Genomic DNA, 26,095 nt, shown 5'->3' with positions numbered 1-26,095 from the left:
TACGAAACTTTCGTATTTTGAATGCCGAAACAACTACCGCCATGTTACGTAATGCAATGCTATTGATCCTTGTATGTATGACCGGCAGTGCCGCGGTCGCCCAGCAGCGCACGCAGCTGAAAGGCAGCGTGGCGGATTCGGCCAGCAAAGAAATGCTTGAAATGGCCACCGTGAGCGTGCAGGACGCCAAAGACAGCAGCCTCATCACCTACACCCTTACCGACAACAAAGGCGCTTTCCGTCTCTCGGGTCTTCCCGCCAATAAACCCGTTCGCCTGCTTGTGTCTTACACCGGCTACCGTACCTTTTCAAAAATACTGGGCGCCGACCGTACGGATGATGCGGGCAACATTCACCTCGCCATGGCCGCTACTGAGCTGAACACGGTAGTGGTGGAAGGAGACCGCCCTCCCATCGCCATCCGCAAAGATACCATCGAATTTAACGCCGCCGCTTTTAAAACAAAACCCAACGCGGTGGTGGAAGACCTTCTCAAAAAACTGCCCGGCGTGGAAGTAGACGAAAACGGCGGCATCAAAGTGAATGGAAAAACCGTGAGCCGTATACTGGTAGACGGCAAGGAATTTTTCGGCAACGACCCCAAGCTCGCCACCAAAAATCTTCCTTCCGCCATCGTGGACAAAGTGCAGGTGGTAGATACCAAAACCAAACAGGAAGCCAAGCTGGGCATCGAAAAAGACGGGGAAGACCGTACCATCAACGTTACGCTTAAAGCAGACAAAAAACAGGGTTATTTCGGCCGGCTGTCTGCCGGGGGCGGCACAGACGACCGGTTTGAGCTCAGCGGCATGCTCAACGCCTTCTCCGGCTCCCGCCAGATCAGCGTGCTGGGCTCTTCCAACAACCTGAACAAGATCGGCTTCACGCAGAACGAAATGATGACGGCCAGCGAAAGAAAAGGCGGCGGCATGTACATGTCCGTTTCTTCCGAAGGCGCCCTTAACATGAACGGCATCAACTTCGGCGCGGGCGGCGAAGGCATCCGCACCGCTTCCATGGCGGGGTATAATTACAACGACGCCTGGGGCAAAAATGTAAATGTCAACAACAGCTATTCCTTCAATAACACCGACGCGCGTTTCACCACCCGCACCAACAACCAGTACAACGACGGGCGCAACATCAGCGGCATCCGCAGCGGCAACGGGCGGAACTACAGTCATAACGTCGCGCTTTCCCTGGACGTGGAGCTCGATTCGATGACCACGCTGAACATTGCGCCGAAATTCGGTTACACCCGGCAAACGTCCAACACATCGAGCATCGATACCACCTACCTCGGGCCGAACGACCTGGGCAATACCAATCACAGCGCGAACCTGCTGCGCATGAACCGCCTGAACTTCGAAAACAGCATCGGCATCAACCGTATTCTCAACAAAAACGGCCAGGCCATCGGCTTCACTTTCGCCAATTCGTACAACACGCAGGACGGGAATGCATTCAACAATTCCACCCAGCAGTTCTTCGAAGATAACGTGCTCGATTCAACGAAAATACTGGACCAGAAAAACGTGATCAACAGCCGGAACGAACGTTACGACATCAGCCTGTATTACGGCCAGCCGCTCTCCAAAACCTGGAAGCTGCACCTGGACTACAAATACTCCTACGGCATCAGCACTTCCAACCGCAACACCTATAATTTCGACGGGGACCTGAAAGGTTATACGGACCTGGACAGCCTGTATTCCAACCGTTTCCGCACCATCAATACCACGCATCAGCCGTCGCTCCGTTTCAACCACAGCAGCGCCGACAAAAAACTCAACGCCAGCATCGGCGCGGCGGTGTATTTCACTTCGCTCGACAACCGCTCTTACCTGGACAATACCAGCCTGAAACAGGACCAGACGAACTTTGCGCCGAACAGCCGCATCTCCTACAAGTTGAAAAACAACAGCCAGCTGTCTCTCAACTACAGCGGCTATATGATGCAGCCCAGCGTGGAGCAGCTGCAGCCGGTGCGCGACAATACCAACCCGCTCAATATCCGTATCGGCAACGCCGATCTCAAACCGCAGTTTAACCACAACGTGAGCATTCAATACGCCAAATACAGCCCCACGGGATTCGGAACATTTTCTTCCATCGGTTTTTCGCCGATGATGAACCGGTTCTCCACGATCACGCGGGTAAACGCAAACGGCGGGCAAACGGTGCAGACCGTGAATGTGGACGGCGCTTACAGCGCGAACGTGAACCTCGGCGGCAGCTACAGCAAAAAAACAAAAGACTGGCAGATGCGCGCCAACGGCAACCTGTACGGCAATTTCGGGCGGCAGGTGAATTTCTCCAACATCAACAACCCGAAAGGTGATACCGCCGTGCGTAAAAACGTTTCGCAGAACCTCATGCTGGCGCCGTTCTTTTCGATCTCCTATGCCTATAAAGAAGTATTTGAAATGAGCGTGAATTACCGGCCGGGTTATAACCGTGTAAAAAGCCAGCTGAACGACGTAACGACCAGCAATTTCACGCAGCGGTTATCCGTGGGCGCCACGGGTTACCTGCCGAAAGGTTTTTTCGTAGAGAACGACCTGGCATACACCTACAATTCCCAAACGGCGCCGGGTTTCAAAAAAGGCATCGTGGTGTACAATGCAGCGCTGGGCTTCGATTTCCTGAAAGAAAAACGCGCGCAGGTGAAACTGTACGCTTACGATCTGCTGCGTCAGAATACCAATATCCGCAGGAACGTGACCGAGCTGGGCACGTTCGACACACAAACCGACCTGATCGAACAATATTTTATGGTCACCCTGAGCTACAACATTTCCAAATTCGGCAAAGTGAGGCCTTCCCGGCGTTACAATGGCGGCGGCGGTTTCATGATATTTTAATTTCGTAAAACGGCACCATCGAAAAAGGCTTCCTAATGGAAGCCTTTTATTTTTCATATCTGACGGGTGATGCTTAAAGATACCGTTCGCTGACAATCCCCATGTGGTGAATGGCGTGGCCGATGAGGATGTAACCCAGGCTGAGCACGCTTACCGGCACGCCGCTGGCGATGCCGCTGCGCTGAAGCTCTTCTTCGTTCAGCGACCGGAACAGGTGCTCGGACGAAAGCCTGACCAGCTGGAACTCCTCGACCATATCCATCCATTCCCGTTCATCTACCCGCGCTTCGGCGGCGTAATCGTTTTCTTCGAATGGAGACAGCGGCGTGTAATCTTTACGGGCAAAACGCAAGGCCCTGTACGCGAAGATCCTTTCCGCGTCTATCAAATGCTGCAGCACCTGTTTGATCGTCCATTTGCCGGTGGCGTAAGCATAGTCCAGCTTCTGCGCCGGCACCTTCTCGAAAAAATCCAGCACTTCCGCCGTATGTTTTCTGAACGCTTCGTAAATATCGTCTTCCTGCACCTTGCTGACGTAGGTTTCGTAAAACGCGCCGTAGTCGCCTTGCGATGGTCTTGCCATAGGTTTAAAATTTTACCGGAAGTTAGGATAAATCCCGTTTATCAGGCCAATGGCTTATATTTATCCCTCGATCGGATAACCCAATCTAACCTGCATTATTTTAATCAAAGAACATGCATAAAAAAGTATTCGCCCTGATACTTTTGCTGGCTGGCTGCTTTAACGCTTACGCACAGCAAACCGACTGGTTCCCCGCGAATTACACCAAAAAGGAAGTGATGATACCCATGCGCGACGGGGTGAAATTGTTTACGGCGGTGTACCAGCCGAAAGATGGCCGGGAAAAACATCCCATCCTCATGAGCCGCACGCCGTATTCCTGCGCGCCTTACGGAACCGATTCGTTCCCTTCGATGAAAGGATATTTCCGGCATTACACCGGTGAGGGATACATCATTGTTTTCCAGGACGTTCGCGGCCGCTGGATGAGCGAAGGCGTTTTCCAGGACGTGCGGCCCTTTAATCCCGCCAAAACCGGCAATGCTACCGACGAGGCCAGCGATACTTACGATACGATAGACTGGCTGGTGAAAAACCTGGAGAACAACAACGGCAAGGTGGGCGTGCTGGGTACCTCCTATCCTGGCTTTTATTCCACCATGGCCGCTTTGAGCCGGCATCCCGCGCTGAAGGCCGTTAGTCCGCAGGCGCCGGTAACAGACTGGTTCATTGGCGACGACTTCCACCACAACGGCGCGTTTATGCTCAACGATGCGTTCGCGTTCTACACTTCCTTCGGGAAGCCGCGCCCGCAGCCTACTACCAAACGCCCGACGGATTACGTGTATCCCACGCATGACAATTATAAATTTTATCTCGACGCCGGCGCCCTGCCGGATATTGCGAAGCTGATGGGCGACAGCATTGCGTTCTGGAAAGACCTGTATGCGCATCCCAATTACGATGCGTGGTGGAAAGCGCGCAACGTGCGGCCGCATCTCAAACAGGTACAGCCCGCGATGCTCGTCGTGGGCGGCACGTTCGACGCGGAAGATTGTTTTGGCGCCTGGGCTACGTACCAGGCCATCGAAAAACAAAATCCCGGCGCGAACAACCGTATCGTAATGGGGCCCTGGTATCACGGCCAATGGGGATCGGACGACGGCACTTATCTCGGCCATGTGAAATTCGGCGCCAATACTTCCACCTGGTACCAGGAGAACATTGAAGTGCCGTTCTTTAATTATTACCTGAAAGGGAAAAGCCCTGAGCCTGACATCAGCGAAGCGACGGTATTCTTCACCGGTGAAAATGAATGGAAGCGGCTGGCAGCCTGGCCTCCGGCGGACATGCAGACCCGTGCGCTGTACCTGCAGCCGGGAGGCGGATTGTCGTTTAACGCGCCCGCCGCGCAAAGATCCGCCAGCCGGTATACCAGCGACCCGGCCAAACCGGTGCCTTATACGGAAGATGTGCACCATACCCGCACGATCAGTTATATGACGGACGATCAGCGGTTTGCATCGCGCCGGCCGGACGTGCTGGTGTTCCAAACGGAGGCGCTGACGGAGGATATAACGCTGGCAGGCCCTGTGGTGGCTGATCTGCAGGTAAGCATCAGCACCACCGACGCGGATTTTGTGGTGAAAGTAATAGACGTGTTCCCGGACGATTTCAGCTACGGGCCAGATACGGTGAAGCTCGCGCACCGCCGCTATACTTCCCCTACCTATCCCATGGGCGGTTACCAAATGCTGGTGCGCGGGGAAATTATGCGGGGCAAATACCGTAACAGCTTTGAAACGCCCGCGCCGTTCACGCCCGGGAAGATCACGCCCTTAAAATTCACCCTGCCCGATGTGGCGCACACTTTCAAAAAGGGCCACCGGCTGATGATCCAGGTGCAGAGCAGCTGGTTTCCGCTGGCAGACCGTAATCCGCAGGTTTTTACGGATATTTACAAAGCGCGGAACGATCAGTTCGTCAAATCAATTATCAGTATACATCACGACGCGGCGCATCCTTCAAAGATCCTGCTGCCCGTGGTACCGTAAATTCCACACGTTAAAACATACGCAATATGAAAGCACTTATTCCCGCAGCGCTGTTGCTGCTTTCGCAGTACGGCTTTGCGCAAAACCTGGACGGCGCCTGGAAACTCGCGTCCGCCAACGGCGACCCGCAAACCGTAAGGATCATTGAAGACAGTTATTTCATGCAGACCCATTTCGACGAAAAGGGCAAACAATTCATCAGCACCCATGGCGGCAAGCTGGAAACCAGCGGCACGGGCTTAAAGGAAACGATCGAGTTCAACACGGCGGACAAGGAAAAAGTAGGCACCGTGAACGAATGCACTTACCAGCTGAACAACAACCAGTTAGTGATCACCTGCAACGGCCAGGCCAGCACCTGGCAGCGGGTAGACGAAGGCAAAGCGCCGCTGGCGGGCGCCTGGCGGATCACCGCGCGCGAAAACGGCGGCTCGATGGTGCCTATGCGGCCCGGGCCGCGTAAAACGCTGAAGATCCTTTCCGGCACCCGTTTTCAATGGGCGGCCATCAATACCGAGACCAAAGAGTTTTTCGGCACGGGCGGCGGCACTTACACCTTTGAGAACGGCAAATACACCGAAAACATCACCTTCTTTTCCCGCGACAATACCCGCGTAGGCGCGGCGCTTACTTTCGACGGCAAGGTAGACGGCAAACAGTGGCACCACAGCGGCAAAAGCTCGAAAGGCGACCCGATCAGCGAAATATGGAGCAGGATTGAATAATGTGCTATATTGCAGCTCAAATTTTACATAGCTGTATGACATTCAAGAAATGCCTGTTTATCTGCACATTGAGCCTGCTCAGCCTGCAAACTGCCTATGGCCAGCGGAGAAAAAGCAAAACGCCTCCCCCGCCGCCCGCCCCGGTCATCGCCACCACGCTCGATTCCGTGAGTTATGCGATCGGGAACGACATGGGGGAAATGATGAAAGGCCAGGGCCTCGATTCGCTGAACCTGAAATTGTTCATGGCCGCGCTCGAAGATTGTTTTAAAGGCGATACTGCCCTGCTGACGGCAGACCAGGGCAAGACGGTGGTGAGCGCCTACATTCAGAAAATAAAAGCTGAAAAAGCCGCAAAAAATAAAGCCGAAGGCGAAGCCTTCCTGGCGCAGAATAAAACCAAACCCGGCGTGGCGGTATTGCCCAGCGGCCTGCAGTTCCAGGTGCTGAAAGCAGGCACCGGGCCCAAGCCCACCCTGCAGGACAAAGTGAAAGTGCACTACCACGGCATGCTGATAGACGGCACCACTTTCGACAGCAGCATCGACCGCGGCGAGCCCATCACCCTGCCCGTAACCGGAGTGATCGCCGGCTGGACGGAAGCGCTGCAGCTGATGCCCGTAGGCTCGAAATGGAAACTCTTCATCCCGGCGAACCTTGCTTACGGCGAACGCCAGGCAGGTGCGAAGATCACGCCGAACAGCACACTGGTGTTCGATGTGGAACTGCTGGAAATACTTCCCGCCACGCCCGCGCAATAAGTCAAATATCATTGTCATAAAAACGGCTGATCATTTTCGTGATCAGCCGTTTCTTTTTAGAGGTTTGTAGCGCACTTCCACACGCACAAACAACATTGCATACAATGCTGTCTCACATAAGCGGCTTTGTGTTTTATTGTAGAACATATAAAGCGCAAACGCTTTACCGGTAAGGCACCGGAGCATTACGGCAATGATCAGGCATCCTAACGTATTACATATGAATATAAGTTAATACCAGCCGTAATTTTATGGAAAGTCCTATATTTAAGACGCAGAGTCATTTTTAAACTACGCCAATGACCATTAAAACTTCGGACGGAGAAGATACCTATATTGAGAAAGCATTGCAGATTGCACCTATTGGAGCCTTCCTGGCGGATATGGAGGGTAACTGTTTCTTCGTCAACAAAGAATTGGAAAAGATCACCGGCCTGAGTTTTTCAGCATCACAAGGTAAAGGCTGGCTGAAGATCGTCCTGAAAGACGATATCCCTGAACTGACCGCTCTCATGCAAAACGCGGTACAGTCGCCTCCCGCCGCACCGGTGACCTATACCTACCGCATCACGCATCCCGAAAAAGGCCTCCGTTATTGCAAGGCCAGCCTGCATTCCGTGACCGGTGCGCCCGGCACGCGCGGGGATTATTTCCTCGGTTATGTGCAGGACGTTACCGCTGAAAAACTGACCGAAAACAATCAGCCGGAGCTCACCACGCACCTGCAGGCGCTCATTGCCTCGCTGGAAGATATTGTGTTCGAGATCAACGCCAGCCAGGTGTTCCTCAACGTTTGGGTGAAGGATGAAAGCACGCTTTACATGCCCAAAGAAGCCTTCCTCGGCAAAAAGGTCGGCGACGTGATGGGCCCGCAGGCCGCCATGTTCAGCAGCCTGATCGAAGAAGTGGTGCGCTGCGGCGAAGAACGTGAGATGGTGTACCGGCACATAGACGAATCCATCCCGCAATGGTACAAAACCAGCGTAAAACCCGTCATTAAATCCGGCGATCCCGACAAATACATCATCATTATCAGCGTAAAGGATTACACCGCGCAACATAACGCCGAACAGGAACTGATCGCCGCCAAAAACGCGGCGGAAGAGGCTGCCAGGGCAAAATCGGACTTCCTTTCCATCATGAGCCACGAGATCCGCACGCCGCTCAACGGCATTATCGGCATCGCCAACCTGCTCAAGCTGAATTATTCCGAAGAGCAGAAAGAATACGTGACCAACCTGATGTTCTCCGCCGATCACCTGCTGCAGCTGATCAACGACATCCTCGATCTCAACAAGATCGAAAAAGACCAGTTCGAACTGTCTTATTCCGTAACGAACCTGCACGAGCTGCTGCGCAATATCCACAACCAGTTCAAATCCCTGGCCGACGCTAAAAAGATCACGCTGATCACGGACATAGATAAAGACATCCCGAAAAAAGTGTTGGCCGACGTGATACGGCTCAGCCAGATACTCAATAATCTTGTCAGTAACGCGATCCATTACACGGAACAGGGCGAAGTGATCGTGTCTGCTTATCTCATCAAAAAACAAACGGAAAAGGTGCATATCCATTTTTCGGTGAAAGACACGGGCGTGGGCATCGCCGAAGAACATCACCATACCATCTTCGAAAGTTTCCGGCAGGTGGAGCATTCGGCCCTGCGAAGGCCTTCAGGCACGGGCCTGGGCCTTACCATCACGCAGAAACTGATCGCGCTGCACAACAGCCAGATATTCCTGAAAAGCAAGCCAGGCGAAGGCACGGAATTTTATTTCGACCTCACCTTCACCATACCCACCAAAAAGAACAGCCCGCCCAAACGCGCGCCGATCAGCGAGCTGTCTGCCTACGAAAAAAAATTCAAAGGCCTGCGCCTGCTGTTCGTGGAAGACAATCCCATCAACGTGATGGTAGCGAAACGGCAGCTGGAATATTTCGGCATACAGCCAGATTGCGCGCTGAATGGCAGCGAAGCAGCGGAACTGCTGAAGGAGAACCGTTACGACATTGCGTTCGTAGACCTGCACATGCCCGAAATAAACGGCTACCAGCTGTCTGAAATGATCCGCAACGAATACCCGGATACGCATATCGTGATCTTCACGGCGGATATTATGCCTGAAGTACGAAGACAATTTGCCCGCAAAGGTATTTTCGATATTCTCAACAAACCTTTCTTCCCCCGCGAAATGCTCTCCACCCTGTTGAAGATCGCGCAGATCAGAAAGATGGACATCAAATAAAAAAAGGGCCGCTCAGCATTGAACGGCCCTTTCTATTTTTTCCAATGATGTATCTTATTGAGCGAACACTCTCGGCACGCGCATTTCCAGCAGCATAAAATCCGCCAGCACCATGGCTGTAACCGCCTCCAGCACTACGGGCACGCGCAATGCGATGCAGAGGTCGTGGCGGCCTTTCACGGAAAAAGTTTCCACCTGTCCGCTGGCGATGTTGAGCGTTTGCTGTTCTTTCGGCGTGCTGGACGTTGGTTTTACCGCTACGCGGAACACCAGCCGGTTACCGTTGGTAATACCGCCTACCACGCCGCCGGCGTGATTGGTGGCCGTTTTGCCGGAAGCGTCCACGATCGGGTCGTTGTGCTCGAGCCCTTTCATTTTTGCCGCTGCAAAACCGGCGCCGAACTCGATGCCTTTGATAGCGGGGATCGCGAAGGCCGCGTGCGCCAAAGCCGATTCAACGGAATCGAAAAAAGGTTCGCCGAGGCCAATGGGAAGCCCGTCTACCGTGCATTCCACGATGCCGCCCACGGAATCTTTCGCTTTGATGGCTTCTTCCAGCCCTTCTTCCGCATCCGCGTAACCGCCTACTTCTTTGATCACGGCGTTTACCTGGATGTTGTCGCCGAGGATCTTTTTAGCGATCACGCCCGCCGCAACGAGGTTGAGCGTGAGCCTGCCGCTGAAGTGGCCGCCGCCGCGATAGTCTTCGAAACCGCCGAACTTTTTGGCCGCTACGAAATCGGCGTGCCCGGGCCGGGGAAATTCGCGCAGCTTGGCGTAATCCGCGCTGCGGGTGTTATTGTTCTCGAAAAGGATGGTAACGGGCGCACCGGTGGTACGGTTGTTGAAAACGCCGGACTTCAGGAACGGCAGATCTTCTTCTTTACGAGGCGTAGTGCCGCGTGCGCCGCCTTTCCGGCGTTCCAGGTCAGGCAAAAAGTCTTCCTGTTCCAAAGGGATGCCTGCGGGAATGCCGTCGATGTTCACGCCGACGCTTTCCCCGTGCGATTCCCCGAAAACATTCACCCTGAATATTCTGCCAAAACTGTTCATGGTACTGATTTTTACACCGTTTGTTCCTGCCGTTGCACGGCCACACCCAGCAATTCCAGGTGATCGTAGAACTCGGGATATGATTTGTTGATCGCTTCCGCGTTTTCGATGGTAACGGCCCCGCTCGCATTGAGCGCCGCCACGGCGCAGGCCATAGCAATGCGGTGGTCGTTGTGCGAATGCACGGTAGCGCCTTTAATGCCGGTACCGCCGTGCACGTACATGTAATCGCCGTCCAGGTCGATTTGGATGCCCATTTTACCGAACTCCTGCTGCAGCGTGATGCCGCGGTCGCTTTCCTTGTGCGCCAGGCGGCTTACGCCCTTGATCTTGGTAACACCGCTGCAGTTGGCGGCCAGGGCCACCAGCGGGGGAAACAGGTCCGGGCAGTCCGTAGCGTCCAGTTCGAAAGCTGTCAGTTCTTTTTTCTGCACGATGATGGTGTACACGCCGGGGAGGATTTCGGCTCCCGCTTTTTCGAGCGCTTCCATGATCACTTTGTCTGACTGCGCGGATTGCGTGTTCAGGTGATGCACTTCGGCTTTACCGGCCACGGCTGCGGCTACCAGCAGGAAGGCCGCACCGCTCCAGTCGCCTTCCACGGTGTATTCCACCGCTTTGTACTGTTGCGGGCCGTCGAAATGGAACACTTCGAAATTCTCGTTGCGCACTTTCACGCCGAACAGTTCCATCAGCTGCAAAGTAAGCGCGATATACGGCTTGCTTTTCAGGTCTTTTACGGTGATGGCTGTTTTATCCGCCACGCTGCCGAAAGCCATGAGCAGGCCGGTGAGGAACTGCGAGGAAAGGCTGCCGTCTATCGTAATGTTCTTTGCCTGCAGCGGCCCTTTGATCTCAAGGGGCAGCTTGCCGTCCCTGCTTTTGATCGAAACGCCGAGCTGCGGCAGCACTTCCTCGAAGAAGTGCATGGGGCGCGTAATGAGGCTGCCATGACCGTTGATGGTGATGGGCGTTTCGGCCAGCGCCGCAATGGGCGTGAACATGCGGATGCCCAGGCCGGATTCGCCGCAGTTGATCTCGTCGTAAAAAGGTTTTACGCCGTTGCTGGTGATGTGAATTTCCTCATCCACCCGTTTTACCATTGCGCCGAGGTTTTCGGCCACTTCGAGGGCGGCAAGGCAATCGTTGCTGAGCCCCGGGTTGCGGATGATGGTTTTGCCCTTTGCCAGCAGCGCCGCCGCCACCGCGCGTTGCATCGCGCTTTTGGACGGGTTGGCCGTAACGGTGCCGCTTACCGGCGCAGGCTGTATGGTTACTTGCATTTGCACATGCTGTTTTTAAACGGTCAAATGAAATCCCGCTGTTGAGCGGTTACATTATATTTCCTGTAAGATCTGCTTCAGCTCATCGAGCAGTATCGGCTGGGTTTTGGCCTGGCCGAGCTTTTCGAGCAGCACGAAGTGAATGTGATCTTTTTCCCTTTTTTTGTCAAGTTTGAAGATGGAGAATACCGCCTCCTTGTCTGAGGTCATGGTTACCGGCAGGCGGTAATCATTGATCAAACGGATCAACCGGTTGGTTTGTTCGGCCGGCAGCAGATCGTATTTTTCGGAGATCTTAGCAGCTGCTACCATCCCGATGGCCACCGCTTGTCCGTGCGCGATACTCTCCAGCTTTTCCACGGCATGCCCGAGGGTATGCCCGAAGTTCAGCCAGCGGCGGACGCCGCTTTCAAACTCGTCTTCCAGTACAAATTTTGTTTTGATTTCCACAGACCGCTGCACGAGGTATTCCAGCGTGCCCACGTCTTTCGCCATCGCTTTATCTTTATTCATTTCGAGATAATCGAATAATTCCGCGTCGTAGATGCAGGCATATTTGATGATCTCCGCGAAGCCGTTGCACCATTCTCCTTCGGGCATAGTGGAAGGCAGCGAATAATCGAAAAGAATAAAACGCGGCTGGCTGATGGTGCCGAGCATGTTTTTATGCATGCCGTGGCTCACGCCGTTCTTTCCGCCGATGGATGCATCTACCTGCGCCAGCAAAGTGGACGGCACAAAGCCGAAAGGAATGCCGCGCATGTAAATGTTCGCGGCAAAACCGCACATATCCGTGAGCATGCCCCCGCCGATGCCTACCAGCATCGTTTTCCTGTCTGCCTCCAGTTCTATCAGCCCGTTGATGATCTGGTCGATCACGTCCATGTTCTTGTTTTCTTCCCCGTCGGGGATCACGAGTTTTTTCCAGCCCGGGAACATTTCCGCGTAATGCTGGTCTACGTTTTCGTCTACCAGCAGGATGGTGCGCGATTTGTCCACATAGTTGCCGAGATTGGCGATGCTTTCACCGAGATAATATTCGGTGGAGGCGTTTTGAAAGCGGTGCGTCTGTTTGATCATATATCGTACTGAAAAATTGGGCTTAGTCGTTCATCACTTTGTTCTGGCGGTTGATGGATTCCAGGTGCACCGCGTCAAAGTATTTCAGCACGAAATCTTTGGTAAGGCCCAGCTTTTCGCCGGCGCGGATGCCGCGGTCCAGGATCTCGTTCCAGCGGTTGGTCTGCAGGATCGTGATGTTGTTCTCTTTTTTGTACTGGCCGATCTTCTCCGCGATCTTCATGCGGTTGCCCAGCAGCAGCAGGATCTCGTCGTCGATGCCGTTGATCTGGTTGCGCAGTTTTTCCAGCGCGGTGTTAAAATCTTTCTGGTCGGTACGCTCGTGCCTCCAGGTGATGTTGTCCAGCATTTCGCCGAATTTCTCGGGCGTGATCTGCTGTTTGGCGTCGCTCCATGCGTTATCCGGATCAACGTGCGTTTCGAGCATCAGGCCATCGTAATCGAGGTCGATCGCTTCCTGCGCTACTGCCTGCAGAATGTCGCGGCGGCCGCTGATGTGGCTCGGGTCGCAGATCATGGGCAGTTCGGGGTGGCGGCGTTTCAGTTCGATCGCCAGGTGCCACATGGGCGCGTTGCGGTATTCGGTGTTGCCGTAGCTGGAGAAGCCGCGGTGGATCAAACCGATCTTCTCGATGCCTGCTTTGGCGATACGCTCAACGGCGCCGATCCACAGTTCCAGGTCGGGGTTGATCGGGTTTTTGATCAGCACGGGGATCTTCACGCCTTTCAGCGCGTCGGCCACGTCCTGCACGGAGAAGGGGTTTACGGTAGTGCGGGCGCCGATCCAGAGGATGTCTACACCGAAATGCAGCGCGTCTTCCACCTGTTTGGCGGTAGCTACTTCCACCGTTGTAGGCATGCCCGTCAGTTCTTTGGCTTTCTGCAGCCAGGGCAGGCCTTTTGCACCGATGCCTTCGAAAGAGCCGGGGCGGGTGCGGGGCTTCCAGATACCGGCGCGCAGCACATCCACTTTACCGGTTTTTGCCAGCGCCAGCGCGGTGGCAAGCGTTTGTTCCTCAGTTTCGGCCGAGCAGGGGCCTGAAATGATCAGCGGCTTTTTGTCTGAAGCCGGATCTGCGAATTTTGTTTTTGCTAAGATCTGTTCCATTGTTATCGTGACGTGTTAAGAGTTTACAAATGATTTGTTATTTCAGGATCTTCCTGATCTTATTGCTTTTCTGGATCAGCTTGTAGAAGGTGTCGTAATCTTCCGCCTGCAGCAGCTGTTTCATCTGCTGTAATTGGTTGATATGCTCCTCCAGTACGTCCAGCACATTGTTGCGGTTGTGTTTGAAGATCGGCACCCACATGTCCGGCGAGCTTTTGGCAAGCCTTACGGTGGATTCGAAACCGCCGCTGGCCAGCTCGAAGATCCTTCCCTGCTCTTTCTCTTTTTTCAGCACCGTTAATGCCAGCGCGAAGGAGGTGATGTGGGAAATGTGGCTCACGTACGCCGTGTGCAGGTCGTGCTCTTCGGCATTCATGTACACGATGCGCATGTTCAGTTTGTCCACCATCGATTCCACCAGCTCCAGCGCGTCTTCGTCGCTGTTCTTCACATCGCAGAGCACCATCGTTTTTTGCGCGAACAGGTTGCGCACGGCCGCTTCAGGACCGGAATACTCGGTGCCGGCCATCGGGTGGGCGGCTACAAAGCGGCCTCTTTGAGGATGACCGGCAGCGAGCTGCAATAATTTTTGTTTGGTGGAGCCCACGTCCATGATCACATGATGCGGCTTCACTTTATCGAGAATAGACGTAAGTGTTTGCAGCAGCGCGTCTACCGGGATGGCCAGCACGATCAGCTGCGCGCGTTCCAGCGCATCTTCGAGCGTGGAGCCTTCGTCGATTATTTTCAGTTCCTGGGCTTTGGCGAGATTTTCTTCGTTAAAATCCACGCCGATGATCCAGTTGGCCACACCTTTTTCTTTGAGGCTGAGGGCGAGCGAACCGCCGATCAGGCCCACTCCTACGACGGCGGCTATCATATGGCGGCGGTTTGAGGTGCAACAATCGTTTTTCTCACCCGCTCGATCGCTTCGGCGAATACCTGTTCGTCGCGGCAAAGGCTTACGCGGATGTATTGCTGCCCGTTCGCGCCAAAGATGCCGCCGGGGGTGATGAACACATGCGCTTTCTGCAGCACGGCGTCGCTCACGGCATAACCGTCCGCATATCCCGCCGGTATTTTCGCCCAAACGAACATGCCTACCTGGTTGCGGTCGAATTGCGCGCCCAGCAGTTCCAGCAGCTCGAACACTTTTTTGCGGCGGCCGGCGTAAATGGTATTCAGTTCGGCGTACCATTCAGGCCCCAGCTCAAGCGCGGCCACGGCGGCCATCTGCACGGGCTGGAACATGCCCGAATCCATATTGCTTTTAAAGCGCAGGATGTCGTTGAGGAATTCCGCTTTCCCCACGAGCATGCCTACACGCCATCCGGCCATATTGCCGCTTTTGCTGAGGGAATTCAGTTCCAGCGCCACTTCTTTTGCGCCCGGCGTGGCCATGAGGCTGGCGGGGCGGTCGTTCAGGATAAAACTGTACGGGTTGTCGTGGCAAAGAAGAATATGATGTTTGGTGGCGAAGGCCACCAGTTTTTCGAAAGTATCTTTTTTTGCCTGCGCGCCGGTGGGCATATGCGGGTAATTCACCCACATGAGCTTAACGTTCGTCAGGTCGCGCTGTTCCAGGGCGGCGAGATCCGGCTGCCAGTCGTTGGCGACGTCCAGATCGTAGGTAACCGGCGTGGCGCCCGAAAGCTGCACGGCGGAACGGTAGGTGGGGTAACCCGGGTCGGGAATGAGGGCTTCGTCTCCTTCCTGGAGGAACGTCATGCAGATGTGCATGATGCCTTCCTTGGAGCCGATAAGCGGCAGCACTTCCATATCGGGGTTGAGGGGAACGTTGTAGTAACGGCCGTACCAGCCGGCAATGGCCTGCCTGAGGGCGGGAATGCCTTTGTAGCCCTGGTAGGCGTGGGTGTTGGGCTTGGCGGCGTGCTCGTTGAGCGCGGCCGTCACCGAGGGGTGCGGCGGCAGGTCGGGACTGCCGATGCCCAGGTTGATCACGTTGGCGCCCGCTTTATTCATATCGTCGATTTCGCGGAGCTTCCGTGAGAAATAATATTCCTCTGTATGCTGTAATCGTTTGGCTACGGATGGTTGCATTAGTTTATGATTTCAGGTATCAGGTATGCGTATTGCCTTTTTTGTATATACCCAGCACCGTGAGGCGCTCCGTAAGCGGTGTGATCTTTTTCAGCGCCTGCTGGAAATGATCCAGGGATTCGAATTCCATGTCGGCATGGAAATAATAATGCCATTCTTTCGCCGGGATGGGGAAGCTCTGGATCTTGCTGAGGTTAATACCTTCCCCTGCGATCCGGGTGAGCACCTTCGCCAGGCTGCCGCTCTCGTTGGAAGTTTGGAAATATACGGAAGATTTGTTTGCATCAGCGGGCGGTTGCACGCCATTTTTTGAAATCGCCAGGAAACGGGTGTAATTGTTCTTGGCGGTATGAATGTTGCGCCCGATGATGTCCAGCTCATAGATCTCCGCCGCGAGGTCGCCCGCGATGGCCGCCGTGCTTTTCAGCTTTTTCTGGCGCACATGTTTGGCGCTGAGGGCCGTGTCTTCCGTTTCCACTAGTTTGATCTGCGGGTGTTTCGCCAGGAAGTCCATACACTGCAGCAGGGCCATGGGGTGACTGTGCACTTCCTTGATGTCTTCGATGGACTGCCCGGGCATTACCATCAGGTGCTGGTTGATCTGGAGGTAAACCTCGCCGATCACGTGCAGGCCTGAGTTTTTAAGCAGGCTGTAATTGGGCAGGATGCTCCCGGCAATGGAGTTTTCGATGGCCATCATGCCGGCATCGGCATTGTCTGCATTCTTCACTTTCCTGACAAGCTCGGGGAAAGAGGCGCAGGCTTCAATTTCGGACTGTTTCCCGAAATAGTTGCGCGCGGCGATCTGGTGAAAACATCCTTCGAATCCTTGTATGGCAATACGCATGAGCTGAGAATATGAATGATTGAGTCAATAAAAAAGGGCCCCCTTTTGAGCGGGACCCTTCATTTGTTCGTTTTTGATAAACCGTTGTTACAAGAGAGTCCCGCTTTCTTCGTGGTAAAAGAAAAAATAAAAGAAATACAGGCTAAAGCTCTTTTGTGACATATAATCTGTTTATCGGAATTCATTGTAAAAAGAAAGGCCCCCTTTCCAGGAGGCCCGTTATATTTTTAAGCATTTTCAGCACAAACGAACCTCCTATTCCTGGTACCAGAAAAAGTAAAAGCCGTAAAAGTAACCGAAAGTGCGTTGTTGCATTGCTGTTTATTTTGATAGAACAAAAGTAAGCCAGGATTTTAATTGTTCAAAGAGCCGTGCAAAAATATAAAAATCATCAAACAAAACAATTAATTACATAGATTTTATTCAAAAACGGGATAAAAATGGTACAATATTGGCATCAAAGAGGCGTTTTGTATGCTATAGCAAATAATTTTCCGGAAGGAAATTTGCTGGGGAGAGCTTTGTGCCTGGCGCGGACAAGGCAAAAAAAAGCCCCGCTTACGCAGCGGGGCCCGGATGAATATCCTTTTGCTTGCCTATAATTATTTAGCAGAATCAGCAGGAGCTACAACCGCAGAGTCAACCACTGCAGCAGTGTCAACGGGAGCGATGGTAGAAGTGTCTACGCTGTTGTTGATCGCGCTGTCCAGGTTGGTAGAATCACCAGAACCGGAAGTACCAGCATTGTTACAAGCTGCAACGAACAGACCGAGGGCGAGTGCCAGGAAACCAAACTTTTTCATTTTGAATGTTTTTAAGGTTTATTTGAAATGAGATTTATACTTTATTCCGGGATCACCCAAAAGGTAACCCGCCATTTCAAAAAAAATTATTTTTCCTACTTTGGGTTACTAAAAGCCGCTAATCGTATTAATAAGTGAATAATCTTTTGCACATAGAAAGGGATCAGGAATTACTGCACGGGCTGGCCGCCAACGACGATAAGTCTTTGGAAACCATTTATTTAGAAAATTTCCCGGCAATCGCCAGGATGGTCATGCAGAATAACGGGTCGGAAGACGATGCCAAAGACATCTTCCAGGAAGCGATGATCGTGTTGTATGAAAAGGTGCAGGAAGGGGGATTTGTGCTAAGCTCGCGTTTAAAGACCTTCCTTTATTCCGTTTGCAGAAGGCTGTGGCTCAAGAAGTTACAAAGCTCTTCCCTCAGCGCGCCCCTTTTCGGGGAGCTGGAAGAAACCACCGCCGCAGAAGACGCCCTTGAAGCACATCTCGAACGCGACCGGCAGTTCAAACAAATGGAAGAGGCGATGGGGAAGATCGGGGAGCCTTGCAAAACCATCCTTGAAGATTATTACATCCACCGGCAGAGTATGCAGGATATCGCGGAAAGGTTCGGCTACACCAACGCCGAAAATGCGAAGAACCAGAAATACAAATGCCTGATGCGACTGAAGAAATTATTCTTTGCACCATATAAATAAAAGCCAGGGAGGCTGTTGTGATGAACGATATACATTTAATCCAGGAAATAGAACGTTATCTCGACGGAGAAATGAGCGCCCCTGAAAAGGAGGCCTTCGAATCTCTCCGCCGCAGCGATTCCGCTATCGACCGGCAGGTAACCGAGCACCGGCTGCTGTTGCAGCAGCTTAGGGCCAACGGCATGCGGAAAGACCTGCTCCGCCGCATGGATTCCATCCATGCCAAAGCGGAAATACCCGTCGCTCCGCCCGCACTGGCGCCGGTGGTACCGCTGCGCAGCCGCCGCCGCACCTGGCTCAACCTCGCCGCGGCAGCATCCATCGCGCTCATCACTTCCCTCGCCACCATGGCCATTATGCAGAATAATGCCAAAAGGTCTTACACTTCCAAGTATGAAGACGTGCGCCGCGTGCTGAACAATATCCAGCGCTCGCAGAACGCTCTCATCCGCGATATCAGCAAAAACAATCCTCCCCTCAACCCCGGCACCTATGGCGGCACCTGTTTCGCCATCAGCCGCAACGGTTTCATGGTCACTAATTACCACGTAATCGCCGGGGCGGATTCCATTTATATTCAAAACAACAAAGGCGAAGCCTTCAAGGCGGTGAGCATTTTCGAAGACGTGTCCAGCGACCTGGCGGTGCTTCGCGTGGCGGATTCCAATTTCCGCACGCCGGCGCTTCCCTACTCGCTGAAACTGCAGCCTTCCCGCCTCGGCCAGGAAGTGTTCAGCATGGGCTTCCCGAGAGACGAGATCGTTTATGGCATGGGCTACATCAGCGCACAGACCGGCTTCAACGGCGATACCCTGGCCTACCAGGTAAGCATCCCCGTGAACCCCGGCAACAGCGGCGCTCCCCTGCTGGATAACAGCGGCGAAGTGATCGGCATCATCACCGGCAAACAATCCTCTTCAGACGGTATTGCTTTCGCAGTGAAGTCCGGCCACCTGAAACGTCTGCTGGACGAGCTTCCCAAAGAAAAATTCAACCGCAGGGACCTGAAACAGAAAAGCCAGCTGGGCGGCCTCAACCGCGTAGACCAGGCTAAAAAGCTCGAAGAGTTTGTGTATATGGTGAAAGTGTATAACTAAACCGCGGGTTGTTGTGATTTGCTTTCCAAAATGAAAAATAAAAAGAAAAGGGCCGGAGTGATCCGGCCCTTTCTTTATTTGCGGTAAGTTGATCCGTTATTGCAGATCGTTTTCCTTCAGCACCCTTTTCGGGTCCTGCTTCCATTGTTTTGCTCTCACGGAGATCCACATGATCAGGTCTTCGTTGGTGATCTTGCGCAGCAGGCCGTAAGACGGTGTGTACACCTGCATGAACTGCATCAGCGTATCGCCCGTGAACCCGGTTACCCGGCTTACAAAACTTTTGGAATAACGGTAGTCGATGTATTGCTGTATCTCGTTTTCCGCGTACAGCTTTTTGAATTTCCGGAGGTCCTTTTGTTTCCGCGAAGCGCGCGTAAAGGGACTGAATGTAATCCCGAAGCCGCCGCTGGTGCGTTTCGAGGTATCCACCAGCGTACGCGTTTTTTCTTCCAGGAACGGCCTGAACTCCTCGTACCGCGCTATGGAATCGAGCTGGTAAGGGTTCCAGCGGCCGGAAACCTCCACCTGCGGCAGAAACCGCTCTTTCATCCGCAGCCGCGCATTGTAGATCTGCGTGCCGGCCACATTGGTCACCTTCACGCTGTCTGACACGTAACCGATAAAAGAGATGAGAATTTCGTCGCCGCTGTTGGCATTGATGCGGTAATAGCCGCCCTGGTCGGAAAATACCCTGGCGCCGGTGTTTTTATTCCGGATAGTGGCTGGGTACAACACCAGCTGCCCGTCTGCACTGGTGATCTGGCCGCGCAGGGTAACGGGGTTCTGATAATCCTGCGCCCCGGCCGGGGTGAAAGCGCCTCCCGCAAGCAGGACGGCAAGCATGGTTCCAAATAACAGTCTGCTGATCATGTATTTACTAACAATTGTGCCTGTGAATAGTTAATACACGAATGTAATATAAAAATCAATTCCCGGGAGTGCACTGGTCTCCCGGGAATTGCCGTAGTTCTTGCTTTTTACAAAGACCGGATGAGCGAAATCACTTCATCCCGCGACTTACCCAGCTTGATCTGGATCTGCCCGATCAGGCGGTCGTCTTTTCCCTGCTCGTAATACAGGTCTTTATCCGTCAGGTCGTCAAACATTTGTTTCAGCTTGCTCTTTATCTCCGTCCACCGGTCCTTGATCATCAGGATGTCCATATCATGACATTTAATTGTGAAAAATGAGGGGTCATGCTACCTGAAATCCAAAGTTTGTGCCAAACAGCAGTTATTGATCAAAACCGGCTATGGTGGCTATTTTACGCGAACGGCCGTGGTAAAAAGCATACTTTCCCCCGCTTCCAGGGTAACCAGTCCCATGCCGTTGTTGAAAGCGTTCGGGGCGCCGGTCAGGTTTTCAATCGCAATGCTGTTGCGGTGCGGCGGCGTGTATACCTGCAGTACGGGATAGGCCTGATCGGGGAAAAACTCGATCTGTACGCCTTTTACCGGGTCTTTCAGGGTGCAGAGCGGCGCGGGGCGGTTAAAATCGAGCAGGAAGGAATTGTCCAGGCTCACGCCATGGAGGCTTTTGCTTTCGCTGTAGCCGTTGAAAGGCAACACTTTGCCGGTGGGAATGAGTTTTTCGTCGAATTCGACGATCTCTTTCGACCAGAATTGCAGTTCCAGCTGGTCTACCGGCGTGCCCGTCGTAAAGTACGGGTGCCAGCCGTCCATGACGGGGATAGCGCCGGAATGCTGGTTGAGGATGGCGGTGGTTACCTGCAGCATCTGGTCGGGCAGCAGGCGGTATTTTACTTCGCAGCTGTACGGGAAAGGATAACCGGCGTCTGAACCAGGATAATGATGTTCCAGCTCGATCTCGGCGTAACTGTCGTTCACTTCCTCTTTTGTAATGGTGAATGCCTGGTCGTACAGCAGGCCGTGGATGGGGGATTTCTGAACGGTATAACTTTTTCCCTGCCAGTTGTACCGCGCGTCTTTGATGCGACAGGCGAAGGGGCTGAGCTTTACGCTTTTGAAACTGCCGGTAACGCCCGCGTTGAGCTCGCTTACATTCTTATAGCTGTCTATTACATTCAGTTTTCCATTGCCGTTAGGCACGATAAACGCGTGCAGCAGCGCCCCGAAAGAGGGGATCACATGCACTTGGGCCCCTGCGTCGTCTTTCAGGGCAATAATGGAGAAACCGTTTTCCTCCAGGTGTTCGATACTAAATCCCATGCTGTCAATTTGCGGTAAAATACAAAATGGCGGCAAAAAGTTCATATGCAAAAAGGCGTCGCTGCGGTAACAACGGCGCCTTTTTTATGATTGAAAAAATTAAATGTACTGGTTGATGATGTTTTCCAGCCATTCCTGCCGGCCGCTGGTCTGCTTGGGCTCGCCGTTGGCGATGGCGAACGCGCGGAGATCTTCCAGCTGCAGTTTGCCTTCTTCAAAGGCTTTACCCTGGCCGCTATCGAAGGAAGCGTACCGTTCCGTGCGGAATTTGCGATAGGGCGATTCGCGCAGGATCTTGTCTGCAACGATGGCCGCGCGCGCAAATGCGTCCATGCCGCCGATGTGCGCGTGGAAAATATCCTCAAGATCGGTGGAGTTGCGGCGCGCTTTTGCGTCGAAGTTTACGCCGCCGCCTGCAAAACCGCCCGATTCCAGGATCACCAGCATGGTTTCCACCAATTCGTTGAGGTTCATCGGGAACTGGTCGGTGTCCCAGCCGTTCTGGTAATCGCCGCGGTTGGCGTCGATGCTGCCCAGCATGCCCGCGTCTGCCGCCGTTTGCAGTTCGTGCTGGAAGGTATGGCCGGCCAGCGTAGCGTGGTTCACTTCGATGTTGAGCTTAAAGTCTTTATCAAGACCGAACTGGCGCAGGAAACCGATCACCGTGGCGCTGTCGTAGTCGTATTGATGTTTGGTAGGCTCACAGGGTTTCGGTTCGATGAAGAACGTTCCCTTAAAGCCCTGTTTACGCGCATAATCGCGGGCCATGGTGAGAAAGCGGGCAAGATGCTCCAGCTCTCTTTTCATATCGGTGTTCAGCAGCGTCATGTACCCTTCGCGGCCGCCCCAGAACACGTAGTTTTCACCGCCCAGCGCGATCGTGGCGTCCAGCGCGTTTTTGATCTGCGTGCCGGCGTAAGCCACTACTGCAAAATCGGGATTGGTGGAAGCGCCGTTCATATAACGCGGGTTGCTGAACACGTTGGCGGTGCCCCAGAGCAATTTCACGCCGCTGGCTTTTTGTTTTTCCTTCGCATACTCAACGATCTGCTGCAGGTGGCTTTCGTATTGGGAAAGACTGCCGCCTTCGTCTACCAGGTCGATATCATGAAAACAATAATACGGCACGCCGAGTTTGGTGATGAACTCAAAAGCCGCGTCCATTTTGTCTTTCGCCTGCTGCACGGGATCGGAGGCCGTGAGCCAGGGAAAGGCCTTGGTACCGGGACCGAAAGGATCGCCGCCGGTGCCGCAGAACGTGTGCCAATAAGCCACTGCGAAACGGAAGAGTTCTTTCAGCGGTTTGCCGTTGATCACTTTGTTTTCGTCGTACCATTTATAGGCGAACGGATTATCTGATTGTGCGCCTTCAAAGCTGATCTTCCCTACTGTCGGGAAATATGTTTTGTTGCCGGTAATGATATTCATGGTCAAAAGTTTTTAAAGAGTTGAAAGGATCTGGCCGAGGCGGTTTTTCCATTTTTCGTACGTTTCGCCGTAAGCTTTGCTGATATTCGCATCCGGCTCGATGGAGGCCAGGCATTCCATGCCAATGAACGCTTCGGGGAACGAGCCATACACGCCCGCGCCCACCCCCGCGCCTCTTGCCGCGCCCAGCGCGCCGTCTGTATTATACAATTCAATCGTAACGCCCGCGGTATTGGCGAAAACTTCCCGGAACAGCGGGCTGAGGAACATGTTGGCTTTGCCCGCTCTCACGCGGCTGATCTGCAGGCCCATTTGCCGCATGATGTCCACGCCGTAGGTCAATGCAAATACGATCCCCTCCTGGCCCGCGCGCAGCAAGTGCTCGCGATGATGCACGCCAAACTCGAGGCCTTCTATTCTTGCGCCTGGCTGACGGTTGGCGAGAATGCGCTCCGCGCCGTTGCCGAAAGGAAATATCTGCAAACCTTCCGAGCCGATGGGCGCTTTGGCGGCAAGCTGGTTCATGTCGTCGTACGAAAGCCCGCCGGTGATGCCGCGCAGCCAGCTGTTGAGGATGCCGGTGCCGTTGAGGCACATCAGCACGCCGTTGCGAATATCTTTATCGGTCTGGTTCACGTGCATGAAGGTATTCACCCTGCTTTCCGCATCGTACGCCGCGGCATCGTGCACGGCGTACACCACTCCCGAAGTGCCCGCTGTGGTGGCGGCTTCGCCGGGCTGCAGCACGTTCAGCGAAAATGCGTTGTTCGGCTGATCGCCGGAGCGGTAGGTAACGGGAATGCCTGCACGCAAACCGAGCAGCTCCGCCGCTTTGTCCGTCACACGGCCCTGTTCGCCGAACGTGGGCACGATGGGCGACAACAGGCTACGGTCTATTTTGTAATAATCGAGCAAACGTTGCGATACCTGCTGCTCCGCAAAGTCCCAGAAAATGCCTTCGGACAGGCCGGAAAGCGTAGTGGCGGGCTGGCCGGTGAGGCGCATCGCGATAAAATCGCCGGGCAGCATGATATGTTTGATGCGGGCGTAGAGCGCCGGCTCGTTTTCCTGCACCCATTTGAGTTTGGAAGCGGTGAAATTCCCGGGGGAATTGAGGAGATGCGGAAGGGTGTAGGCGCTGCCGAGGTCCTGCGCGGCTTTGTCTCCAAGGGCCACGGCGCGGCTGTCGCACCAGATAATGGAAGGCCGCAGGGCCTGCTGGTTTTCGTCTATGCACACCAATCCGTGCATCTGGTAAGCGATGCCGATGCCTTTTACGGCGGCGGGATCGAATGCATATTGTCCGCGGAGGGCGCGGGTGGCTTTGATCACTTCCTGCCACCACATTTCAGGGTCCTGCTCGGCCCAGCCGGAGCGGGGCACATTCATGACCAGTTCGCCATCCGACCCGGTGGAAGCCGCCAGGCAACAGCCTGTTGCGGCATCCAGCAGGGCGGCCTTTATAGACGAAGAGCCGATATCATAACCGATTAAAAACATAATACTGTAGCGTAATGCGTGGAATGTAAAAAAACGATGTTACCTGTTACCAGAACACGGTGTACAACGCCGCCAATATCCCGCAAATGAGGATGGCGCCGATAGTGAATGCCGGGTTGAGTTTGAACATGGACGCATCAATTTTAAGCGCTTTCGGATTGTCTTTGCTGCGCGGGTCAGCCAGGCTGATCACGGCCATAACGGCAACGATGATCAGGAACACCCAGCCCATCCTGTTGATGAAGGGCAGCGTGGTGAACTGGAACTTTAACCAGACAGACAGCGGGATCGCCAGCGCGGCGCCTGCCAATGCGGCATTGGCGGTGGTGCGTTTCCAGAAGAACCCGAGAATGAAGATCGCGAACACGCCCGGGGAAATAAACCCGGTGTATTCCTGGATGAACTGGAAACCCTGGTCGAGGCTCTTCAGCGCGGGCGCAACAATGGCCGCGATGATGCAGGATACGATGATCACGATGCGGCCTACCTTCACCTGGTCCTGCTCGGTAGCATTTTTCTTGAAGATGTGCTTGTAGATATCGAGCGTGAAGATCGTTGCGATGCTGTTCGCTTTACCAGCCAGGGACGCCACGATGGCGGCGGTGAGCGCTGCGAAGGAAAGCCCTTTCAGGCCCGCGGGCAGCAGGTTCAGCAGGATGGGATACGCATTGTCCGGCTTCACTACTTCCTTGCCGTCTACGAAACCGAGCATTTCTTGCTGGAACATGCCGTTCTTCCACAACACGTATGTCGCAATACCGGGCAGCACTACGATAATCGGCATGAGCAGCTTGAGGAAACCGGCAAACAGCAGGCCGTTGCGCGCGGTCTTCAGGTCCGCGCCCAGCGCGCGCTGCGTGATATATTGGTTACAGCCCCAGTAATTCAGGTTCACGATCCACATGCCGCCGATCAGTACGGCCAGCCCGGGAAGCTCCATGTAATTGGGATTGCTTTTGTCGAAGATCATATGGAAATGCTCGGGCGCTTTCTGCCGCAGCAGTCCCAGCCCGTTCATCATCCCGTCGATGGAATAACCCTGCCCGCCGCTGCCGAGATTCTGCGATACGAGGTTTAGCGCCAGGTATGTAGTAGCCAGGCCGCCGAGGATCAGGAAAAACACCTGGATCACGTCGGTAAAACCGATCACTTTCATACCGCCTAGCGTAATGATCACCGCGAACACCGCCAAACCGATCATGCACGCCGTAAAGCTGAAGCCGGAAATGGTAGATACCGCGAGCGCCCCGAGATAAAGGATGGAAGTGAGGTTCACGAACACGTACAGCAACAGCCAGAACACCGCCATCACCGTGCTTACCCTTGAATCGTACCGTTGCTGCAGGAACTGCGGCATGGTATAGATCTTATTTTTGAGGTAAATAGGCAGGAAAAAGATCGCCACCACCAGCAGTGTAGCGGCCGCCATCCATTCGTAAGTACTGATAGCAAGCCCCATTTTAAAGCCGGAGCCGCTCATGCCGATGAACTGCTCGGCGGAAATATTGGAGGCGATCAGCGATGCGCCGATAGCCCACCAGGTAAGAGACCCTTCTGCAAGAAAAAAGTCTTTTGTGTCGGCGACAGCTTTCTTTTTACGGTTGTAGATATAGTAGCCATAGCCTGCTACGATCACAAAGTAAATGGCAAAGACGAAATAATCTTTCAGTTCCATTTTGTATCAGAATAACGTGAGAAAAATTAATAGTGTGTCAAGATAACAAACTATTTTTAATTGTTAAATCTACAGTTAAAAATATTGGCAT

At 53.7% G+C, this 26,095-nt stretch carries 22 protein-coding genes; 7 read left to right on the top strand and 15 right to left on the bottom strand.

Annotated elements, in window-relative coordinates:
* Window positions 1–77 precede the first annotated feature (77 nt).
* Window positions 78–2,864, top strand: a complete 2,787-nt coding sequence (locus J7I43_RS02895; protein WP_209143041.1) for an outer membrane beta-barrel protein — start codon at window positions 78–80, stop codon at window positions 2,862–2,864.
* 73 nt (window positions 2,865–2,937) lie between these two features.
* On the opposite strand, the gene J7I43_RS02890 is transcribed toward J7I43_RS02895, so the two are convergent.
* On the bottom strand, window positions 2,938–3,447 hold the full coding sequence (locus tag J7I43_RS02890; protein WP_209143039.1) for a DinB family protein: 510 nt from the start codon (window positions 3,445–3,447) through the stop codon (window positions 2,938–2,940).
* Window positions 3,448–3,560: 113 nt separating this feature from the next.
* Between J7I43_RS02890 and J7I43_RS02885 the strand changes: the two genes are divergently transcribed.
* The 4 genes from J7I43_RS02885 to J7I43_RS02870 all read left to right on the top strand — a co-directional run bounded on the left by J7I43_RS02885 (window position 3,561) and on the right by J7I43_RS02870 (window position 9,176).
* The gene (locus J7I43_RS02885; protein WP_209143037.1) at window positions 3,561–5,441 is read left to right on the top strand and encodes a CocE/NonD family hydrolase; all 1,881 of its coding nucleotides are present in this window, start codon (window positions 3,561–3,563) and stop codon (window positions 5,439–5,441) included.
* Window positions 5,442–5,467: 26 nt separating this feature from the next.
* A complete protein-coding gene (locus tag J7I43_RS02880; RefSeq protein ID WP_209143035.1) occupies window positions 5,468–6,166 on the top strand; it encodes a hypothetical protein in 699 nt (232 codons plus the stop codon).
* Window positions 6,167–6,201: 35 nt separating this feature from the next.
* Window positions 6,202–6,927: an FKBP-type peptidyl-prolyl cis-trans isomerase gene (locus J7I43_RS02875; RefSeq protein WP_209143033.1), complete on the top strand. Its 726-nt coding sequence runs from the start codon at window positions 6,202–6,204 to the stop codon at window positions 6,925–6,927.
* A 299-nt stretch (window positions 6,928–7,226) separates the two neighbouring features.
* A complete protein-coding gene (locus J7I43_RS02870) occupies window positions 7,227–9,176 on the top strand; it encodes an ATP-binding protein (protein ID WP_209143031.1) in 1,950 nt (649 codons plus the stop codon).
* A 54-nt stretch (window positions 9,177–9,230) separates the two neighbouring features.
* Here J7I43_RS02870 and J7I43_RS02865 read toward each other — a convergent pair whose 3' ends face one another.
* The 8 genes from J7I43_RS02865 to J7I43_RS02830 all read right to left on the bottom strand — a co-directional run bounded on the left by J7I43_RS02865 (window position 9,231) and on the right by J7I43_RS02830 (window position 17,411).
* Window positions 9,231–10,229 carry a chorismate synthase gene (locus J7I43_RS02865; protein WP_209143028.1) on the bottom strand — a complete coding sequence of 333 codons (999 nt, stop codon included), beginning with the start codon at window positions 10,227–10,229 and terminating at the stop codon, window positions 9,231–9,233.
* A gap of 11 nt (window positions 10,230–10,240) precedes the next feature.
* Window positions 10,241–11,512 carry a 3-phosphoshikimate 1-carboxyvinyltransferase gene (gene aroA / locus J7I43_RS02860; protein ID WP_209143026.1) on the bottom strand — a complete coding sequence of 424 codons (1,272 nt, stop codon included), beginning with the start codon at window positions 11,510–11,512 and terminating at the stop codon, window positions 10,241–10,243.
* Between the two features lie 54 nt (window positions 11,513–11,566).
* A complete protein-coding gene (aroB, locus tag J7I43_RS02855; protein WP_209143024.1) occupies window positions 11,567–12,592 on the bottom strand; it encodes a 3-dehydroquinate synthase in 1,026 nt (341 codons plus the stop codon).
* Window positions 12,593–12,614: 22 nt separating this feature from the next.
* Window positions 12,615–13,700 carry a chorismate mutase gene (locus J7I43_RS02850; RefSeq protein ID WP_209143022.1) on the bottom strand — a complete coding sequence of 362 codons (1,086 nt, stop codon included), beginning with the start codon at window positions 13,698–13,700 and terminating at the stop codon, window positions 12,615–12,617.
* Window positions 13,701–13,737: 37 nt separating this feature from the next.
* Window positions 13,738–14,580, bottom strand: coding sequence for a prephenate dehydrogenase (locus J7I43_RS02845; RefSeq protein ID WP_209143020.1), 843 nt, complete (start codon window positions 14,578–14,580; stop codon window positions 13,738–13,740).
* Entirely contained in the window at window positions 14,577–15,761 is a 1,185-nt protein-coding gene (locus tag J7I43_RS02840; RefSeq protein WP_209143018.1) for a pyridoxal phosphate-dependent aminotransferase, read from the bottom strand. Before J7I43_RS02840 ends, J7I43_RS02845 begins: the two co-directional genes overlap by 4 nt.
* Window positions 15,762–15,780: 19 nt before the next feature.
* On the bottom strand, window positions 15,781–16,608 hold the full coding sequence (locus J7I43_RS02835) for a prephenate dehydratase (protein ID WP_209143016.1): 828 nt from the start codon (window positions 16,606–16,608) through the stop codon (window positions 15,781–15,783).
* A 602-nt stretch (window positions 16,609–17,210) separates the two neighbouring features.
* Window positions 17,211–17,411: a hypothetical protein gene (locus J7I43_RS02830; RefSeq protein ID WP_209143014.1), complete on the bottom strand. Its 201-nt coding sequence runs from the start codon at window positions 17,409–17,411 to the stop codon at window positions 17,211–17,213.
* Between the two features lie 146 nt (window positions 17,412–17,557).
* On the opposite strand from J7I43_RS02830, the gene J7I43_RS02825 reads away from it, so the two are divergent.
* Window positions 17,558–18,112 (top strand): RNA polymerase sigma factor, encoded by a 555-nt coding sequence (locus J7I43_RS02825; RefSeq protein WP_209143012.1) that lies wholly within the window; start codon window positions 17,558–17,560, stop codon window positions 18,110–18,112.
* Window positions 18,113–18,132: 20 nt separating this feature from the next.
* Window positions 18,133–19,209 carry a trypsin-like peptidase domain-containing protein gene (locus J7I43_RS02820; protein ID WP_236023322.1) on the top strand — a complete coding sequence of 359 codons (1,077 nt, stop codon included), beginning with the start codon at window positions 18,133–18,135 and terminating at the stop codon, window positions 19,207–19,209.
* Window positions 19,210–19,305: 96 nt separating this feature from the next.
* Here J7I43_RS02820 and J7I43_RS02815 read toward each other — a convergent pair whose 3' ends face one another.
* The 6 genes from J7I43_RS02815 to J7I43_RS02790 all read right to left on the bottom strand — a co-directional run bounded on the left by J7I43_RS02815 (window position 19,306) and on the right by J7I43_RS02790 (window position 26,004).
* Window positions 19,306–20,055, bottom strand: coding sequence for a carboxypeptidase-like regulatory domain-containing protein (locus tag J7I43_RS02815; protein WP_209143008.1), 750 nt, complete (start codon window positions 20,053–20,055; stop codon window positions 19,306–19,308).
* A gap of 134 nt (window positions 20,056–20,189) precedes the next feature.
* Entirely contained in the window at window positions 20,190–20,375 is a 186-nt protein-coding gene (locus J7I43_RS02810) for a CsbD family protein (protein ID WP_209143006.1), read from the bottom strand.
* A 96-nt stretch (window positions 20,376–20,471) separates the two neighbouring features.
* Window positions 20,472–21,401, bottom strand: a complete 930-nt coding sequence (locus J7I43_RS02805) for an aldose 1-epimerase (protein WP_209143004.1) — start codon at window positions 21,399–21,401, stop codon at window positions 20,472–20,474.
* A 99-nt stretch (window positions 21,402–21,500) separates the two neighbouring features.
* Window positions 21,501–22,829: a xylose isomerase gene (gene xylA, locus J7I43_RS02800; RefSeq protein ID WP_209143002.1), complete on the bottom strand. Its 1,329-nt coding sequence runs from the start codon at window positions 22,827–22,829 to the stop codon at window positions 21,501–21,503.
* A gap of 12 nt (window positions 22,830–22,841) precedes the next feature.
* Window positions 22,842–24,329 carry a xylulokinase gene (locus J7I43_RS02795; RefSeq protein ID WP_209143000.1) on the bottom strand — a complete coding sequence of 496 codons (1,488 nt, stop codon included), beginning with the start codon at window positions 24,327–24,329 and terminating at the stop codon, window positions 22,842–22,844.
* A 46-nt stretch (window positions 24,330–24,375) separates the two neighbouring features.
* A complete protein-coding gene (locus J7I43_RS02790; protein ID WP_209142998.1) occupies window positions 24,376–26,004 on the bottom strand; it encodes a sodium/sugar symporter in 1,629 nt (542 codons plus the stop codon).
* Window positions 26,005–26,095: the final 91 nt, after the last annotated feature.

The organism is Chitinophaga chungangae (assembly GCF_017742215.1).
Lineage (GTDB): Bacteria > Bacteroidota > Bacteroidia > Chitinophagales > Chitinophagaceae > Chitinophaga > Chitinophaga chungangae.
This window is presented reverse-complemented; position numbering and strand designations above follow the sequence as displayed.